The 16,756-nt window shown below is 47.6% G+C and carries 21 protein-coding genes; 3 read left to right on the forward strand and 18 right to left on the reverse strand.

Features of this window, described 5'->3' with window-relative positions; translation table 11 throughout:
- Positions 1-154 precede the first annotated feature (154 nt).
- The 18 genes from BM299_RS16425 to BM299_RS16500 all read right to left on the reverse strand — a co-directional run bounded on the left by BM299_RS16425 (position 155) and on the right by BM299_RS16500 (position 12,463).
- Positions 155-2,659: a DNA methyltransferase gene (locus tag BM299_RS16425; RefSeq protein WP_092486947.1), complete on the reverse strand. Its 2,505-nt coding sequence runs from the start codon at positions 2,657-2,659 to the stop codon at positions 155-157.
- 176 nt (positions 2,660-2,835) lie between these two features.
- The gene (locus BM299_RS16430; protein WP_092486950.1) at positions 2,836-3,828 is read right to left on the reverse strand and encodes a DUF5131 family protein; all 993 of its coding nucleotides are present in this window, start codon (positions 3,826-3,828) and stop codon (positions 2,836-2,838) included.
- Entirely contained in the window at positions 3,828-4,088 is a 261-nt protein-coding gene (locus tag BM299_RS16435; protein WP_092486953.1) for a hypothetical protein, read from the reverse strand. The genes BM299_RS16430 and BM299_RS16435 overlap by 1 nt, the downstream gene beginning before the upstream one ends.
- Entirely contained in the window at positions 4,088-4,522 is a 435-nt protein-coding gene (locus BM299_RS16440; protein ID WP_092486956.1) for a hypothetical protein, read from the reverse strand. The genes BM299_RS16435 and BM299_RS16440 overlap by 1 nt, the downstream gene beginning before the upstream one ends.
- On the reverse strand, positions 4,522-4,686 hold the full coding sequence (locus tag BM299_RS20500) for a DUF6906 family protein (RefSeq protein ID WP_425429497.1): 165 nt from the start codon (positions 4,684-4,686) through the stop codon (positions 4,522-4,524). Before BM299_RS20500 ends, BM299_RS16440 begins: the two co-directional genes overlap by 1 nt.
- Positions 4,683-4,853 (reverse strand): hypothetical protein, encoded by a 171-nt coding sequence (locus BM299_RS19520; protein ID WP_165608391.1) that lies wholly within the window; start codon positions 4,851-4,853, stop codon positions 4,683-4,685. The genes BM299_RS20500 and BM299_RS19520 overlap by 4 nt, the downstream gene beginning before the upstream one ends.
- Before the next feature lie 174 nt (positions 4,854-5,027).
- Positions 5,028-5,729: an MBL fold metallo-hydrolase gene (locus BM299_RS16445; RefSeq protein WP_092486959.1), complete on the reverse strand. Its 702-nt coding sequence runs from the start codon at positions 5,727-5,729 to the stop codon at positions 5,028-5,030.
- The gene (locus BM299_RS16450; protein ID WP_092486962.1) at positions 5,730-6,578 is read right to left on the reverse strand and encodes a recombinase RecT; all 849 of its coding nucleotides are present in this window, start codon (positions 6,576-6,578) and stop codon (positions 5,730-5,732) included.
- Entirely contained in the window at positions 6,579-8,567 is a 1,989-nt protein-coding gene (locus tag BM299_RS16455) for an AAA family ATPase (RefSeq protein WP_092486965.1), read from the reverse strand. It abuts the gene before it with no gap.
- A 74-nt stretch (positions 8,568-8,641) separates the two neighbouring features.
- Entirely contained in the window at positions 8,642-8,800 is a 159-nt protein-coding gene (locus tag BM299_RS19525; protein ID WP_165608392.1) for a hypothetical protein, read from the reverse strand.
- A gap of 203 nt (positions 8,801-9,003) precedes the next feature.
- The gene (locus tag BM299_RS16460; protein ID WP_092486968.1) at positions 9,004-9,252 is read right to left on the reverse strand and encodes a hypothetical protein; all 249 of its coding nucleotides are present in this window, start codon (positions 9,250-9,252) and stop codon (positions 9,004-9,006) included.
- Positions 9,253-9,321: 69 nt separating this feature from the next.
- Positions 9,322-9,831 carry a helix-turn-helix domain-containing protein gene (locus BM299_RS16465; RefSeq protein ID WP_092486971.1) on the reverse strand — a complete coding sequence of 170 codons (510 nt, stop codon included), beginning with the start codon at positions 9,829-9,831 and terminating at the stop codon, positions 9,322-9,324.
- 97 nt (positions 9,832-9,928) lie between these two features.
- Positions 9,929-10,111 carry a hypothetical protein gene (locus BM299_RS16470; RefSeq protein WP_092486974.1) on the reverse strand — a complete coding sequence of 61 codons (183 nt, stop codon included), beginning with the start codon at positions 10,109-10,111 and terminating at the stop codon, positions 9,929-9,931.
- 15 nt (positions 10,112-10,126) lie between these two features.
- Positions 10,127-10,429 carry a hypothetical protein gene (locus BM299_RS16475; protein ID WP_131820672.1) on the reverse strand — a complete coding sequence of 101 codons (303 nt, stop codon included), beginning with the start codon at positions 10,427-10,429 and terminating at the stop codon, positions 10,127-10,129.
- 107 nt (positions 10,430-10,536) lie between these two features.
- Entirely contained in the window at positions 10,537-10,818 is a 282-nt protein-coding gene (locus BM299_RS16485; RefSeq protein ID WP_092486983.1) for a hypothetical protein, read from the reverse strand.
- A gap of 29 nt (positions 10,819-10,847) precedes the next feature.
- Positions 10,848-11,177, reverse strand: a complete 330-nt coding sequence (locus tag BM299_RS16490; protein ID WP_092486986.1) for a zinc-ribbon domain-containing protein — start codon at positions 11,175-11,177, stop codon at positions 10,848-10,850.
- Between the two features lie 38 nt (positions 11,178-11,215).
- Positions 11,216-12,028, reverse strand: a complete 813-nt coding sequence (locus BM299_RS16495; RefSeq protein ID WP_092486989.1) for an ORF6N domain-containing protein — start codon at positions 12,026-12,028, stop codon at positions 11,216-11,218.
- 147 nt (positions 12,029-12,175) lie between these two features.
- Positions 12,176-12,463 carry a helix-turn-helix domain-containing protein gene (locus BM299_RS16500; protein WP_092486992.1) on the reverse strand — a complete coding sequence of 96 codons (288 nt, stop codon included), beginning with the start codon at positions 12,461-12,463 and terminating at the stop codon, positions 12,176-12,178.
- A gap of 151 nt (positions 12,464-12,614) precedes the next feature.
- Between BM299_RS16500 and BM299_RS16505 the strand changes: the two genes are divergently transcribed.
- The 3 genes from BM299_RS16505 (at position 12,615) to BM299_RS16515 (ending at position 16,558) form a co-directional block, all read left to right on the forward strand.
- Entirely contained in the window at positions 12,615-13,607 is a 993-nt protein-coding gene (locus BM299_RS16505; RefSeq protein ID WP_165608394.1) for a LexA family transcriptional regulator, read from the forward strand.
- Positions 13,608-13,707: 100 nt separating this feature from the next.
- The gene (locus BM299_RS16510) at positions 13,708-15,069 is read left to right on the forward strand and encodes an SNIPE associated domain-containing protein (protein WP_092486998.1); all 1,362 of its coding nucleotides are present in this window, start codon (positions 13,708-13,710) and stop codon (positions 15,067-15,069) included.
- Positions 15,070-15,397: 328 nt separating this feature from the next.
- Positions 15,398-16,558: a site-specific integrase gene (locus tag BM299_RS16515; RefSeq protein ID WP_092487001.1), complete on the forward strand. Its 1,161-nt coding sequence runs from the start codon at positions 15,398-15,400 to the stop codon at positions 16,556-16,558.
- Positions 16,559-16,756 lie beyond the last annotated feature (198 nt).

Genomic DNA, 16,756 nt, shown 5'->3' on the forward strand with positions numbered 1-16,756 from the left:
TTAACTCTCCTCGCGATTTTGTCTTAAGTTTAGCCAACTCGTCTGACGACTTCCCCTTTTAACGCCCTTTGATACTCCACCACCAGCTCGTCCACACGCTGGCTCTGCCGCAGCAGCGCCGCGAAAGGCTTACGCGGCATCATTTGGTCTCATATTACCCCACCTCTTCCGCTATAAAATCAAACAATGTCGGCATATTGATTTCTGATTCAGTTGCCTGAAGGTACCCAACACCATCCCGGAAATAGTCAGTGTTAAGTTCAATACCATATCCTTTGCGCCTCATTTCTATGGCCACCACGAGCACCGTAAATAATCCTGCAAACGGGTCGAACACAACTTCCCCGGGATTGGAATACCTGTTGATAATCCGTTCAACTATATCAATCTGCAGCGGGCAAACGTGTAATTGCTCCCGCCGTCTGCTTTGTGACGTGTTTAGTGTTTTTATCCGGTTGATATCATCCCAAACACGGTCAGTCCAGGACCCCGGCGCAACCACCATGAACGATGCCGGCAAGCGGCCGTCTTTATCCAGTTTTTTAGCCAGTTCCACGTGCTCATGGTAGTCATATACGGTTTCCCGGGAGAACTTGCGGTAAACAGCCTGTAGGTTTTTAATGGGTATCGTCGCAAGCTCTTCTTTTGATAAAAACCGGTCTCCAGATGAACGCCAAAAAGCGTGTGCGTCAATTTGCCACTGTGCCCTGGTATATTCCTGCTTGGTCTTTTTAACCGGAGCATCGGCATAAGCTTTACTGGTATCGGTCGGCAGCTTGCGAAATAGCAAAATATACTCCGGACACCCTACCCCCATCTTGGTACCGTCTTTACATTGCTCCGTCCAGCCCAGCCGATAAGTCTGGTTATTTTCTCTGACAACATCCGTAACAACGGTTATTCTGCCCATGTATTGGAAGCCATGTTTTATAAAATGAAACACCGTCATGTCGGAAAACGGGTCTACTGTAGGCATCCCCGTCCCTGTTGCATTGCCGTAAAGTATCCTGTCTTTAACGTGTATCGCGGCAACGCGCCCCGGTTTCAAAACACGTAAGAGCTCGGGGGTTAAAAAGTCCATCTGTTTAAAAAACCTGTCGTTATCCTCGTTGTGGCCGAAGTCGTTATAGCTTGGCGTGTACTCATAGTGGTTGGAAAACGGTATTGATGTATGGATAAGGTCAACGCTGTTTTCCGTCATTCGTGCTGTTTCCAGAACGCAATCGTTATTCACCGCGATAAAATGTTTACCTTTAATCTCCACACGCTTCACCCCTATACTCCGGGTCAGCTTATCTGTGACAGATGTACTTGAGAGCCCGTATTTTTTAATAATCGTCGTCATTTTCTCCACCAGGTAGTTGTGCTGCTCCCACTTCTTTAGCAGTGCCTGTAGTATCTGGCGCTCGCTTTCGGTGTAGATAATGTCAATGATGACCTTCTCTGTCTGAAGGAAACGGTAAATCCGATGGATTGCCTGAATAAAATCATTGAACTCATAATCGATACCCAGGAAAATCGCCCGGTGACAGTGCCTCTGGAAGTTGCAGCCGCTGCCGGATAGTTCCTTCTTTGTAGCGAACAGCCTGATTTTGCCCTCTGAAAAGTCGATGACGCGCTGCTCCCGGGTGTCCAGGTTCTGACTGCCGTAGATGTCCACAACCCCGGGAATAGCCTTCTTAATGGCGTGCCGCTCCGCTTCAAGGTCATGCCACAGGATAAAATGGTCATCCGGGCTTTGTGCAACAATCTCGGCCATCTTGGCTACCCTGGTACCAATACTGTCCCGCTTTTCTTTCGCAGCATCCACAAGAGAAGCAGCAGCATCACGGAAAAGTCTTAACTGTCCATCACGGTCAGCGCCGGCAGTCCTATGGTCAACCGGCACTTCGTGGTACCGGACTTCCAGCGGCGGCAGGTCATAGCCCTCGTCAGAGTATCCCAGGTCAGACGGCTTGGTAATAAACAGCGCCCATGTTGAGAGCCAGAACCAAAATTCATCCTCTTTGTGTGGGTATAACGTTAAGTTATTGGCTTTGGTGCTGTCCCGCTGGAAAAACCGCGTCAGTGCCTGGCCAGTATCCATTACCTCCAGGTACCCGGCGTAATGGATAAGCTCCTTGTACCTATTTGGGCTTGGTGTGGCCGTGGATACCAGCTTATACGGCACGCCCTTGAATTTATTGAGAAATGTTTGATATGTCTTGCTACCGAAACTGCGTAGTACCGATGCTTCGTCTAGTGATGTGGCTGTGAAATACTTGGGGTCAATATCGCCGTCCCGTACCCGTTCATAGTTTGTCAGCAGAATCCGGCCGGAAGCCTGCCGCACCTCTTCCATGTTGCGGACATATAGCGGGGCCTCCATGCCCAAAAGCTGCACCGCATCCCGGGTAAACTCTTGCTTCACGCCCAGCGGCAGTACCATCAGGGCCCTGCCACTCATGCGCTCGGTTACAATGCGGCAAAACTCCAGCTCCTGCACCGTCTTGCCCAGGCCGAAGCTCTCGAAAAGTGCCCGCCTTCCACCCTTAACGGCCCAGCGAACGGCGTCTTTTTGGTGGGGTTTCAGGACCGGATTTATATCATCAAGTGAAATTTCAAAGCCGGTTTCGGGAGCAACTTCTATTTTTGATTTAAGGAACTCTAGGTAATCCAATTAGCTTCACCTCCGGCCGTACCCATACCGGCGTTGTACTAAGCTCCAATTCTTGTGGTGTCATTTTGCCACCTCCGGCGGCGGAATCTCAGCCCCGCACTTTCCGCAAACCCATACTTCGCTACTATCCGCGCTATACCAAACAGCACCGCAATTAGGGTATTTGCGTGCTTCCATCACTCCGCCACCTCCGGCATCTCGTCCCATTCGCAACCATCCAAAAGGCGGCCTGCCGCTTTTTTACCCAGCTTTACAAAGTGTGTCCCATGGGCTTGCGTCGTCTTGTACTTGGCACTATCCCACTGGTCTGGCGGTTCGCACTCCCGCCATTCTCCGTGCTGTTTAAAGAAGAACGGCACGCCCGCAGCCTGGCACTGGTCCCGCAGGTTCCGCACCCAGTCCGGGTGCATGGGGCGGGCGCCGGGGCCACTTTCTCCGCCGCAGATCACCCAGTGGATACGGCAAAATTCGTCGTTACGGTGTATCTTTGGCTTTCCTGTTTTTTCGTTATAGCCATGCGCCCATCCCGTAAGGGCATCAACTTTGAAGTCTAATCCATGTCCGTTCGATCCTAATGCCAGTTCTCTTAAATTCATCGGCCCCAGCAGCGGCTCACAACTCACAAACCGTACCGCTGCCGGGGTTTGAAGTAGGATTGGTATGCGCTCGTCGGCCTGCTCCTGGTTTTCAGCGGTGACGCCCAGCCAAACATGCGGATATTCCTTGGGCCACGCTCCCTCAAAAGTTCCCAGCCAATTTTCCCGATACCAACTTATAAACCGCGCCATCCGTTCCGGGCGCTTGGTTAGCACTATAAAGGTGTGCTGCTTACAGCTATGCATGTGGCCAAACACACGGGCCAAAAATTCAAACGGCACTTCCGGGTGAAACAGATCATTCCACACCGCCCACACGGTCGGCTTCCGGCGTTTCAGAGGCAGGTCCAGGTTCTCGCACAGTATCCGTATCTGCCCATTCCAGCGGCCTTCCTCTGTGGTCAGCCCCTCATACCGGGCCCGGATCTTGTTGTTCTGTTGGTGCGACCTCATGTGTGCCTGGGCGGCTGCCCAACAGTTGGTGCAGCCCTTGGAAACATATGAACACCCTTCTACCAGAGACCAGGCCCGATCCCAGTATAAGCCTTTAGCAATGCGTTTCGGATTAACCATCACCCGACCCGCCTTTCTTGCTTAAGCAAATGAGCTACGCGCTCCATTTCAACAAACCCATAGGCTACCGCCATTTCAATACACCCCTTGCAGGTCTTGGCGCATTCACGGCATTCATCCGGAGTAATTTTGTGATCATGCACAAGTCCGCCGCGGCAGACATGCTTTTGAATAAAGTGCTCACATTCAGGCACTGGCTCATGCCCACTTACGCACATGTTGCCACCAAAACCAAGGAAACAATTTTTGCATTTACTCATCACCCAGCCCGCCTTCCCAGCAGAAAGTTTTTAACTTTCACATGGTCGTCGGTGATTAAATCAGCAAAACCATACATCACATCAAACTCGCCCTTAGGGAAAGACATTTGCCATATAACCAGCTTCTTGCCGCACCCCTTGGCGTACCCTGCTTCAAGGTGAGCAGACTTGCCAGCGGGCAGAATAAGCACCACAGCGTCGGCCCAATCAAGCCATTTCTTGTCCTCCTGGAAGGCCCTCTGTGAGCGTTCATCCTCAAGAAAGTTAATCGCGTCAAGTTCATCAAGATTGCCTAGCTCTGAGTAGTGGAAAACAAACCTGCCCCTGCTGTCATCGGTAAAGTCGTCAACCTCAAGCCCGGCATCACGGAGCATCTTTGCAAATGCTCTTACTAATTCCTCATTCTTCCATGATGAAGCTATGTATATCTTCATCACCCAGCCCGCCTTCCCAGCTTCAGCACCCGCCTCCGACCGGTATGCCGATGCTTCAGATGCAGAGCATCCGGCAGATTCTTTACCACTAACCAGTTAGCCGGTTTTAAACGGTGCTGCTCTATGATAGCCATCTGCCTACGCGTTGGGTTTTTGCCTCTCATAATTTACGCTCCTTTCCCACCTTAGCTTTTGCTAACTGAATATATTGGGCTGTAAGCTTTTTAAGGTGATCATCCTGATCCCATGCGGTAGGATGAGTTGTTGCAGTGATTTCATCCATTTTCCGCGCAAGTTTGTTTAGCCTAGATACCCATTCATCAACGGTCAATTCTCACACCACCTCGCCCGGCACACCCCGCAATACCAAGTAGCCGTACAGGCCATGCACTGGTCATTGTCTGGCCGCAGCCATGGGCAGCGTTTGCCGCAGGTTGAACAATTAGTTGGCATATTATCCCGCCCCCTCGCACTGGCGGACATCGGCTGCCCGCCGGGCTTTGAGTTATGCAATGTAAGTAGGTTTGCCAGTTAGTTGTTGTATCTCCGTTTTAAACCGCTGGGCATGGCTATTTTCTGAAGAAAGGTGGATCAGCCATATCTCCTGCACCCGGCTCAGATCGTTGGCCCTTAAAAACTCCTTCACATTATCCAAACCAAAGTGCGTTCGGATGATCCGGTTTTTCAAATCCACCGGTACCGTCCCGTTGGCTACGTTTTCCCTCAGAATATCCAGGCTGTGGTTCGCTTCCAGCATCAAATGCGTAAGCCTCCGGAAACGGTACCGGCAGTATGCCGTGTCAGTCAGATACAGCAGTTTATCTCCTGCCCGGTTGGCCAGCAGAAAGCCCAGCGGCTCGGCGGCATCGTGGACCGTATCAAAGGGCAGTATGGTCCAGGTGCCCAGCTTGAATTGTTCCTTGGCCTTCACCGGCTTAATTCGGTGCCCGCTGATACCCAGGGCCCCAATGGTCCCAAGGCTCATGTAGCAGTCAATCCCGGCCTTAACCATGTCTTTTACGGCCTTGGCATGGTCAGCGTGCCCATGGCTCACAAGGCAACCGGCCAAGCTTGTCACCTGATAGTTAAGTCCCCGCTGTATCTGTTTGTAGTTGATCCCGGCCTCCAGCAGCAGCGGGGTCTTGCCATCCGTCACCCGGTAGCAATTCCCCGTGCTGCCGCTGGCCAGTGCGGTTATCTCGATCATCTAAAACCCGGGGCCAGCGGCGGCTACCTGCTGCTCCACCGGCTCCGACTCCTGTCCCATCTCAGGCGGCGATTCCCCGGTTTCTTCACTGGAAATGTCGTATTCCACGTCAATAGTTTCCTTATTTGCCTCATTTGCGATCTCGTTTGCGACCTCGCTTTCCACATCCCCATCTCTGTCAGTGGTAAGTACCGAAATCATGTCGGTTGACAGTATGCCGTATTTTGAGAGAAGCAACCTGATCACCGTTTTCATTGCCATCTCGTCAAAGTTGGTTTTCCAGGCTGAATTGGACAAGTTGTAAGACTTGCTATAGCGTTTGGCATGTGCAGTTACTTCCTCTTTGGTCATGTATACGGTTTTAGAAAAGCCGTTTAGAAGTTCCATATAGGCGAAATATCCCTGCGGCTTTTCGCTGGTGGGCTCGCCAGTGAATTCTATTTGACCGGTCAGGATGTTGCGTTCAACCTTTATGCCTTCGCGAATAATACCAGCATTCAGAAACTTGTATTGGCCGGTCCTCATTGCCAGCTGAATGTAACCCTTATACCCCAGCTGGAATTGGGGAATCGACACACCCTTGGACTTGTAAGGTACGATATACGCAAATCCAAGCTGTTTGTTGATAGGGAGTTTCAAGGTCGCGGCCTTCAAGGCTTCCATGATAACCGCGTTTGGATCACACTGTTGCAGGTATTTGTCTGATCCGTACAAGTCGATAATTGAGGCGATGAAAGGCCCGGCGTTCTCTTTTAGTGCGTTCTGAAATTGAGTCTTGACGCTTTCTACATTCAATAACCCCTTGAGTTTTTGCATAGGCGTAGTTTTTGTCGCTGGTTTGTTACTCATTTACACAGCCTCCCTCATATCCAATTTGCTTTCAGTTTCCGGGTACTCCACCCGCAGCTTTTTATCCGCCTCGCTGACAATTAGGCTAATAACCTGGGCCCGGGTCTCGATCAGCTTAGTGACAGCCTCCCTGTTATCCACAAATATAGGAGCCGTAAAGCCATAATACTCCGACAGGGTATTGATGATATCCAGGCCGACATTGATGCGGGCCGCATTATTCAGGCCGCTGGAATAAGGTACGCCGTTGTAAATGGTTTCGCAGCACTCCACCACGCCGCCATTTACCTGAACATCGAACAGTTTGAACCTGGCGAACTTAAAACGGCTGTTGATCTTTTCCTCCAGCAGGTTCACCTTGGTCCGGATAAACTGCTCGGTCAGGTATAACTCACCTTCAAGCTTTTCAAACTCAGCCGCCAGCCGGCGTTCCTGTTCTTTTAGTTCCTCGATGCGTTTCTGACCCATGTTGAAGCGTTCAATGTCGGCCAGGGCGCTTTCCGCTTGCCTGATTTGCTGTTCCAGGTACGCAATCTCTTCCCGGACTCGCTGAATCTCTTCACGCCGGCCGCCTTTCAGTGCAGCAATGGCCGCCTCTAGTTCTTGCTTCTGATTCAGCGCCTGGACATAAGCCGGATCGTCGGCGTAGCCATCCATGGCCTGGCGCAGGGATTCAACTTCTTTTTGCAGGCTATTGACCGCAGCTTCCGCATCTACCAGCTTGGCCCGGGCGTCTTTGAGTTTCTTTTCAATTTCTGCATTTTCAGCCACCAGTTCACCGGCCTTCGCTTTCAGTTCCTTGCCCTGGGCGGAAATAGATTCAAGCCGTTCAGCCTTTTCACGATTAAACCGTGCCAGCGCCTTCTCCCTGGCCTCGGCCAACTTCTCCGCCGGCAACGGCTGGCCGCAGGTGGGGCAGGTGTCGTCCTGCTCGAAGGTGAACTCCTGGGCGTTTACCCTGTGCCATTCCTGCCGAAGCTCGTCCATCTGCTTTTGATAGCGCTGCGCGGCTTCCTGGTTGGACGCCAGGGACCTTTCCAGGCTCTTGATGTCGCCCTGCAGGTTATAGAACCGTTCCCGGGCCTCGTTGAGCTGCTTTTGCTGTTCCTGTACCCAGGATTCGTACTTGCTCCTGTGTTTGTTTTTAATCTCAAGCAGCTGGCTTTCGACCTCGCGTAAAGCCTTGGTCTTCTCCGCAATCTCGCCGCCGGACTCGATGCGTGCAATTTGCAGTTCCTTTTCCTTTACAGCCTCTTTAAGTGTGGAAATTTTTTGCGCAGTTTTTTCCGGGTCAATGTCGGTTATATTAGGCAGGTACTGTTGGACCTCGTCGATCCGGACCGGGATCCGGTCGAGTTCCTTGTTTATCTCGGCCCGCCTGGCGGCTATGACTTTCCGGTGATCCTCCAGCTTGCGGCCCTGCAAGATGTCCGGTAGTCTGGAAAGGCTTTTGTCGGAAGCAATGACTTCCTCATCTGAGATGTCGCCACAGACTTGAAGCAGTATTTTGCGGCGGTCCTGCCAGTGGAGTTGGGTATTGAAATAGAGGGGATTTGTGAGGAGCTTGAAAGCCTCCTCATCAGCGATATCGGCAATGCGGGCGGTATATTCATTTTTCTTCACCGGTACGCCGTCGATGTAATAATCAGTTGTATGTCCAGTGAAAGTTTTCTCTGCGCTACCGCGCTTTTTAGTCCACTTTTCGGCGTAGACCTTGCGCAGGGCTATTGTGCGGCCGCCGATATCGAACACGCCTTCCACTTCATGTTCCAGTCCATGGAAAGGCTGGCCATTTTGATCGAGGGTTTTGATATCGAAGTCCTTACGGTTCTGGCTGTCCTTATCAAAAAGGAGCCAGATGAAGGCATCAAACAAAGTGGTTTTTCCTGTTGCGTTGTCGCCGTATATGTCAATGTTGCCACCCCGAGTGTCCAGGGTGAAGCTCCGAATACCTTTGAAGTTTTTAAGGCTGAGCTTTAAGATTTTCATAATATATGGACCTCCTTTTTAAATCCCCCCCAGCCCGCCCACCTGTTGAGAACAGGTTGGGCCGGGGGTTAAACTTATGCACTCTTCGCAAACTCTTCCTTTGTAGTTACGCAGAAGAAGATTACTCCTTTATATTCCTTTTGCGCCCAGACAGGGAATTCGAGTTGGTCTTCATCTTTGAACACTGCTTGTCCCGGGATTTGCTCTAAGTCACGCAAGGTTTCAACTTGCACTGTAATCCTGCCCTACCGTGATAGCCAGCGGGTGAACTATATCTTTTACCGCGGCCTCTGCGGCCTTAATCGCGTTTACAGCATCCAAAACTTTGCTCACGATGCACCTCCGTTATAAAAAGCACTCCCAGCCGGCTCCGGGGGATGCCTCGCTTTCTGTGTATTGCCACCCGGCCACTAAAACCGGCTGGGCGCCGGGTGGGCTAATCTTTTTGGCACCAGCCTTCATGAATAAGACAAAGATATTCGTCTCTGATCTCGTTTAGCTGGTCATCATCTATGGTTACCTGCCCGGTGCGAACCATCTCCAGGGCAACTGCATACCAGGCGTGTATGGCACCGGCTGCCATGCCTTTCAGATATCTATCACTATGCCTTGCCCAGTCATGGGCAAAAATCATGATGTATTTATGCATAATATTCAGCACCGGATTTTCCATCGTGGGGTCCAATTTTATCCCCTTTCCTTGCCACGCCATGGCCCGGCGTGGTAAAATGGGTTTGGGTATTTATCTGGCCGTTTAAAGAACGGCTCTATTTTTTTGCCCGTACACCACCCGCTCTTCGGCCACCATCGCCGGGGCGGGTTTTCTGTTTCTCTGTGTTTTTAGCTCTGACATTGCCCACCACTTCAGGGTTTCTATGGCCAATTCCAACTCGCCCAGTTCCTGAAGTATCACTTCCAGGTCCGGCCTTTCGTCTTCGTCTATCACCCCATCAGCAGAGATTTCAATTAGCCGGTCACGGATTTTTTTAACGTCGTTGTATTCCTTGATCAAGCCAAGTACCGCAGTTGCCAGGTCCTTTTCCGGTACACTATGCGCATATTTCTGCCCGATCGGGCACTGTTCCGCGCAATACTTTGCGGCCAAGCGGGGTTGCTGGTATGTTTCAGACATATTAAGGACTACATCCGGTGGCGTAAGTGTATGGCCATTTTCATAATTTACCAGTGTCCGGCTGCCTATATTAAGTTGGAATGCTGCACCTTCTATGCTTAACCCAGCCAGCTTTCGTGCACTTTTAAACATTGTTTTCACCCCCTTCCGGGTGTTTAATAGTAAGTAGAAACCACCCCTTATTCCCTCCACCCCGGCTGCTGGTACCGGTAGCCGGGCATGCTCCCGCCTATACATCCCGCATTTTTATGGCAATGTCATGTAGTGCGTCTGCGATGGCCATGAATGCGCATTTGCCATTTTTATAACCCCCGTCCCACCACCAGGCGCACGCATCCATGACACACTGCGAATTTTCGCCGTCCATGTCGGATGCAATCAAGATCAGCGGGCACATCTTTGTTTCCGGCATCATTTCACCCCGCTTTCATATCCGGATAAAAATCTGCTTCTGTTTGGCCCGGTACTCAATGTACCTCGCAGCTTTTTTGGCCGCGTCGTGGCCGGCATAGGTTCCAATTACAATGCCTCTTCCAGTCCTGGTATCTTCGGCAATAACCGCGTACCCATGTCCCGCCGTAGGCTTGGCGTATACCCGCAGGTTTTCGGGTTCGATTGCTTTGGTCACCGCATCCACCACCCTATCAGCCATAGCCACAGCGGCATCATCAGTATCGCCCCCAGGATCCAGGCCAACACCTGCAGCGGCACGCAGCGCTCGGCCCGCCACCGGCGTTTCACCGGACGGCCCTGCCGACTGCGAAAAACTTGGCCTTGGCCCGGATTTCCCGGCGTCTCTGTAGCCATCTCCATCTTTTCCAAATGCACCACATGTGGTCACCTCCCTTGGATGGCGTTTCTTTTTTGGTATCGCGGCATTGCAACCTTGGCTTCTTCGATTGTGATGCTGGTCAGCGTAAGCACTCTTAGGGCTTCTTCAACCGTCGATGTTTCATATGCAAGCAGCTCAATGATTTTCCTAACGACATCGGCGTTTTGGTGGGCTTCGCGCAGGTCAGCGTTGATATATAGCCGGCGTTGCTTTTTGGTCTGGCTGGCTGCCAGTTGGCGCAATCGGTCCAGCTTGTCTTTTTCGATCGCTACATAAAGCTCTGACATTTTCGTTTCACCCCCTCCTTGTCCATGCGTTATCCAGCAGTGGTTAATGGCCCCTCCACTGTCCCGGCCCAGTTAAGTAACTCTTTTGCCCGGTAACGGATTGTTTTTTTCTTTTTTCCGGAAATAATAACGTAACAGTTAGGCGGCAACTTTTTTTGGATACGCAGTTCATCCAACTTCCAACGGCTTATTTTTAGCAGTCGGGCAGCTTCAACCGGTGATAGCATAGGATCAACTTGTTTTATCTCAAGTTCATCGGCTATGCGTGGCACCGGGTTTTGAGGTTTGGGGGCCGGCTTGCCGCAGGCCGGGCAGAATCTGAATTCCTCAGGAAGCTCATTGCCACACTTGCATTGCATGCGATCACCTCCTTTGGCACCGGTGGTATGCGCGTACCTTAGCCGGTGCCGGTAGTATCGCTATCCGCCGCACCGTTAATTGGCACAACTCGCATTTCTCTTTTAATGGCCTCAAACAGTGCCTGTCGCCCTTTCTCGTTATATACAAATGTCTTAACTTGCTTATCGCTATGTGGAGACTTATCTAGAATCCACTTTCCGAACTCAGAAGTTTTTAGGTTTAGCTTATTTGCTACCCGCCCAACCTTATTTGCAGATACCCCGATTTCCTCGGCAATCTCGGTGGCTGTAAAGTGAATATCAATCTGCGGCTTAGGCAGGAGCGCCTTACCCATGATTAATTCGGTAGCCCCAGCAATCAACAATTGAATGGATTCCGGTGATAGTTGGCCCTTAAAATCTTCGGCCATCTGTTTCATAAGCCGGGCTTGCCGTGTTTTTGCGTTACGCAGCCGGGCTTCGATTTCGGCCTGGCGGAGAGAATTATCTTTAGGAGCCGCTAGGGCTTTACTGCGAAAGTAGTGGTTAACGAGTTGCCGCTGTACCTGCCAAGCCAGATCGTCGGTGAAGGATTTGACCAGCATCAAATAGCCGGATTCGGTAAGGAGCACTAATCCATTGGGAGCTATGATGCCAAACTCAGTTTTAGCTTCGTACGAATTTCGTACGAAGTAATCATCGCCTTTAATAAAGTGATGTTTGTTCTCGTTGAAGTTCCTCCTTGCCGTTCCTTCTGGCCGCCGGTGTAACTCATCAATGTCCCGAAATGTTACTACCCGTTGGCCGTGGTATTCCTTGACGGCCATTTCGTGATGTTGATCGCCAATGGTTAGTTGAACGATTTTAGCCATGTTACACCTCCTAATTTTCTACCCCGGTTGCATCCACCACCACTTGCGGCCCCAGTGGCTTTCCGCACCCTTCGCAGTAATATGCTGGTAGGTTGCCGCTAAAGCCGCAGTGGGGGCAGGTGTAGGTGTGTTGGGTTGCTATGATGGTCACCTTCCTTCTGTGCCGGTAGGCTTGTTTTTATTGCACGCTATCTCTTCTTGGAATCCATGCGACATATTTTCTAAAAAAAATATATCCTCGAATTTAATCTCTGGGAAAACCGTCAAAAGTTTAGCAATAAACTTTTGACCGGGCTTGCTTCGTCCAGTCTTTATCCTCCATAGCAACGAATAATCTACACCAATTTTGCTTGCCAACTGTGAATCACTAAGAGATTTATCTGATTGAAGTTTTTCCAGGACATTGATCTTGATACCGATACCCATATGAGCCATATATACTCACCCCCTGCTTGGCATGGATTCCTTGCAATAAAATAATAACATAGGCTTGGAATCAATGCAATACCAAATAACGATATTTTTCTATTTTATTGCATTGCATACTTGCAATAGTTATAATGTTTTTAAGTGGAGGATTTGCCTAATGAATATTAATGGAGATTTTTCAAAAATATTAAAAAAGCTAAGAGAAAGGGCTGGCTTTAAAAGCCAATCTCAGCTTGCTGAAGCTAGTGGGGTAGATAACTCAACAATTGCAAGATTAGAGCGTGGAGAAACCAAACCAACGCCTGATACACTTAAAAAACTTGCCCCACATCTTAATGTAAATTACGATTACCTCATGGCTTCCGCTGGCTATTCTTCTCTATCTGGGGATTTTAAAATCTTAGGGGAAACTATAAAGAATACAAATATGCAACTAATAGAAATTATTAATAACTTGCCTCTAAATGCTAGCACCGACAAAACCTTGGAAGCCATTTTTAAAGCAAACAAAATGCTTAGAGAGATAAACACTCAGTCCAGAGAAGTCTATTCTAAGTTACTAGAAAGAAAATTTAACAAGAATGAGCAACAACAAAAAGATGCAACAAAAGTCCCCATCCTCGGCACCATCCATGCTGGCCTCCCTCTCCTAGCCGAGCAGAATTGGGAGGGGCAGATCGATGTGCCATCGGACATAAAAGGTGACTTTTGTCTCCGTGTCGAAGGCGACAGCATGATATACGCCGGGATTCTCACCGAAGATATTGCTGTTTTTAAACAGGCTGATTACGCTAACCACGGTCAGATTGTGGCAGCTGGCGTTGAGGATGCTTCATGGGAGGCATATTTGAAATTTTACATAGAGAAAAACGACCGGGTATTTTTGCGTTCTGCCAACCCAAATTATGAGGATATTGAATTTGGACCACAGCACCGGATTATTGGTGTTATGGTAGGCCTAATTAGAGAAAGTGCTCCTTCCCTGGGGGACTACCAAAACTTGCTCCAGGTTAAGGAATATGAGGACAGGCAGTGGATGGAGGTTATTGAAATTGCGTCATCAAACGGTATGGAACCAATATTTGTTAAGCAGATTATTGAAACTCAAATCGCCATGGCTTCGCACTTTGCAAAAAGTAAGTCACCGTAAAGGTGGCTTTTTTATTTCGACAAAGTTCAATAATATTTTTAGAAGGGGGTGTAAAACTGTCAATTTGCTGCTTAATTAATAATCAAAGGGGGTTATTAATTTGAAAGGAAAGTGGTATTTGCAAACCTGGTTTATTTGTTTAATGTTTGCGCTATGGTCCTTTTATTTACCGGTTATTATCGGATTGGTATTATTATACCTACAACATAAAGAGCAAAGCGCTCTTAGTGCCAAATATGGTGAAATAGATGCATTAGACGAAAAAATAAGCAATAAGATGGATGAGATAAGCCTTCATGAGCAGACATTAGCAAAACTTGAAGAGGATAAACAGGAAGCTATAAGGGTAATGGAGAAAGAAAAACAAGAAAAGAACTCCGAACTACAACAAGTAATTAATAACTTAAACAAAGAAATAAGTGTGTTACAAAAGGAAATAGATGCATTGAACAAGGAAGCTGTGGTTGCTTCCTATCAATACTCTATGTATGAAGGTATTTCATCAGAGGAATGCAAGAATAAGCTAAGCTTACTTAAGGTAAAAGAAAAAGAGCTATTAAAAAATAATAATGCAGTTAAGGTTTCATCATCAGAAACCAAAAAAGAAATAAATAACAATATCAAGCAAATGCTTAGATGTTTTAACGCAGAATGTGACAATATTCTGCTTGGGCTAAGCGCTAAAAACATTGACTCCCAGCGAGGGAAAATTCAAAAGAGCTTTGAAACTTTAAATAAAATTTTCTCTACCGATGGAATAGCTTTAACGGAAGAGCTATTACAAATAAAATTAGAGCAACTAAATTTGGTTTATACATTTGAATTAAAAAAAGAACAAGAAAGGGAGCAACAGAAGGCTATTAGGGAGCAAATGATTGAAGAAGAAAAGGTAAGAAGAGAAATAGAACGTGAAAAACAGAAAATAGAGAAAGAAGAGAAGCAATTTAAGAATGAAATTAATAAGTTGATGGCTTATATGCAAAAATCGCCTAGCGATGCTGAAAAAGTACTTTATATTGATAAGATTAAAGAATTAGAAAATAAGTTAAAGCAATTAGAAAATGATAAGGAAAATATACTTCAAAGAGAGCAAAATACCAGAGCTGGTTATGTGTATGTTATATCCAATATTGGCTCTTTTGGTGAAAACGTATATAAAATTGGCATGACAAGAAGATTAGAGCCAATGGAAAGAATTAAAGAGCTAGGCGATGCTTCAGTGCCATTCCCATTTGATGTGCACGCAATGATTTTTTCTGAGGATGCCCCAGCTTTAGAGGCCATCTTACACGAAACCTTTAAAAAATATGAAGTAAATAAGGTCAATAACAGAAAAGAATTTTTCAAAGTTCCGTTATCTGAAATTGAAAGAGTTGTTAAAGAACACCATAATGCTACCGTCACATTCACACTAGTTGCCGAAGCAGCAGAATACAGAGAAAGTCTAAAACTAACAGCATAGCGGCATTCATGGCTATCAAGGTCTTTATGGTGGACTTATGTAGAAGCAAATCCATACCAAAAAGGGTTTTAAAAAGTCCCCGTTCGTCAGACAATTAAAGAGTTGGGTAGTACAATACCAGAAGATTTACCAATAGTAGAAAGTATTAAAAAGATAGAGCGCAAAGTGAAAAATCAACTTGAAGGAGGAAGTACCAAGAAAAAGAAATAATAATCATGTTTTTATTTTCCCCGGCCCAGGCCGGGAATATTTTTGCTCAATAAACCAAACATAAGCTTTTGATTCACTACTAATTATAATTATAATTATAAAAACCGGAGGTGATACAATGCCCGGGCACTTGGAAAAGCGCAACAAAGGTTCCTGGACAATCGTAATTGAAACAGGCCGCGACCCGGCCACCGGCAAGCGAAAGAGACTTTACCAGGCATTTAAGGGCACCAAAAAAGAAGCCGAAAAAGAGATGGCCCGACTCATTACTGAGATCGAAAAAGGCACCTATATAGATCCCTCCGATATGACGTTTGGCCAGTTTGCAACGATGTGGCTTGATGATTACGGAAAGCTTAAACTTGCTCCCACCACATACCGGCGCTATAAACAAATAATTGATCTTCGCGTGGTTCCCTGGCTGGGTCAAATACAGTTGGACAAGCTAAAGCCAATACATCTGCAGCAGTTTTATAAAAAAATAATTGAAGGTGGAAGGCTCGATGGCCGAGAAGGGCAACTCTCCGCCGGAAGCATTATTTATCACCAGCGCGTAATACACCGCATCTTGGAGGCTGCATATAAACAAGAGTTAATCCACCGCAATGTTGCCGACCTGGTGGAGCTTCCTCTGCCAGAAGATGATGACGAGAAAGAGCAGGTTGCAATACTTAATAGCGACCAAATAAAAGAGCTTGAAGCCAGTCTTAATTCAGGCCAGTATTACACACTTGTTTTTGTCGGTATACGCACAGGTTTACGCCGAGGGGAGCTACTTGGATTACAATGGAGGGATATTGACTTCGACAAAGGAAAGCTAAGCGTCAGGCGGTCTCTATCATACACCAAAGAAAAAGGGATATTTACAAAGTTACCTAAAAACAAAAAAAGCCGGCGAACCATTGATATTTCGCCAGAAGTAATAAATGTTCTAAGAAAACATCGTACAAAACAAAAAGAAAAATTTCTTTCCAAAGGAATAATACAATCTGAAAATCATTATATATTTTGCCAAAATGATGGGCAACCCCTGCACCCAGATACAATTAGCAGTTGGTTTCCGAAATATCTCGAAGATATAGGGTTGCCAAAATTGAAATTCCATTGCCTGCGCCATACGCATGCCAGCCTATTACTAAGCACAGGTGTAGATATAAAATATATATCTGATCGCCTGGGCCATAGTAGTATTAGAATAACCTATGATATATACTCTCACCTGATTCCAGAAAAAGAAAAAGAAGCTGTTAATAAACTTGAAGAATTACTTAAAAATTAAGAACTACCTATCTGGATAAAAGTAAATTTATGGCAAAACAGACGATGTATTTAAATAGGTTTTTTAGGTGTTTTGAAAGTTTGGGCGACGTTTGGGCGACTTTTAGGAAAACGGCCTCCGGGAATAAACCCCGGAGGCCTTGCTAATACTGGAGCCGGCGAGGGGATTTGAACCCCTGGCCTGCGCATTACGAGTGCG

It is taken from the genome of Desulfoscipio geothermicus DSM 3669 (genome assembly GCF_900115975.1).
Classification (GTDB): Bacteria; Bacillota; Desulfotomaculia; order Desulfotomaculales; family Desulfallaceae; genus Desulfoscipio; species Desulfoscipio geothermicus.

Excerpts from the sequence above, each read along its gene's own strand:
- BM299_RS16445 (WP_092486959.1), bottom strand. The coding sequence starts at position 5,729 with ATGATCGAGATAACCGCACTGGCCAGCGGCAGCACGGGGAATTGCTAC.
- BM299_RS16485 (WP_092486983.1), bottom strand. The coding sequence starts at position 10,818 with ATGTCAGAGCTTTATGTAGCGATCGAAAAAGACAAGCTGGACCGATTG.
- BM299_RS20500 (WP_425429497.1), bottom strand. The coding sequence starts at position 4,686 with ATGAGAGGCAAAAACCCAACGCGTAGGCAGATGGCTATCATAGAGCAG.
- BM299_RS16465 (WP_092486971.1), bottom strand. The coding sequence starts at position 9,831 with ATGTTTAAAAGTGCACGAAAGCTGGCTGGGTTAAGCATAGAAGGTGCA.
- BM299_RS16505 (WP_165608394.1), top strand. The coding sequence starts at position 12,615 with ATGAATATTAATGGAGATTTTTCAAAAATATTAAAAAAGCTAAGAGAA.
- BM299_RS16435 (WP_092486953.1), bottom strand. The coding sequence starts at position 4,088 with ATGAGTAAATGCAAAAATTGTTTCCTTGGTTTTGGTGGCAACATGTGC.
- BM299_RS16500 (WP_092486992.1), bottom strand. The coding sequence starts at position 12,463 with ATGGCTCATATGGGTATCGGTATCAAGATCAATGTCCTGGAAAAACTT.
- BM299_RS16440 (WP_092486956.1), bottom strand. The coding sequence starts at position 4,522 with ATGAAGATATACATAGCTTCATCATGGAAGAATGAGGAATTAGTAAGA.
- BM299_RS16515 (WP_092487001.1), top strand. The coding sequence starts at position 15,398 with ATGCCCGGGCACTTGGAAAAGCGCAACAAAGGTTCCTGGACAATCGTA.
- BM299_RS16490 (WP_092486986.1), bottom strand. The coding sequence starts at position 11,177 with ATGCAATGCAAGTGTGGCAATGAGCTTCCTGAGGAATTCAGATTCTGC.
- BM299_RS16495 (WP_092486989.1), bottom strand. The coding sequence starts at position 12,028 with ATGGCTAAAATCGTTCAACTAACCATTGGCGATCAACATCACGAAATG.
- BM299_RS16455 (WP_092486965.1), bottom strand. The coding sequence starts at position 8,567 with ATGAAAATCTTAAAGCTCAGCCTTAAAAACTTCAAAGGTATTCGGAGC.
- BM299_RS16450 (WP_092486962.1), bottom strand. The coding sequence starts at position 6,578 with ATGAGTAACAAACCAGCGACAAAAACTACGCCTATGCAAAAACTCAAG.
- BM299_RS16470 (WP_092486974.1), bottom strand. The coding sequence starts at position 10,111 with ATGCCGGAAACAAAGATGTGCCCGCTGATCTTGATTGCATCCGACATG.
- BM299_RS16430 (WP_092486950.1), bottom strand. The coding sequence starts at position 3,828 with ATGGTTAATCCGAAACGCATTGCTAAAGGCTTATACTGGGATCGGGCC.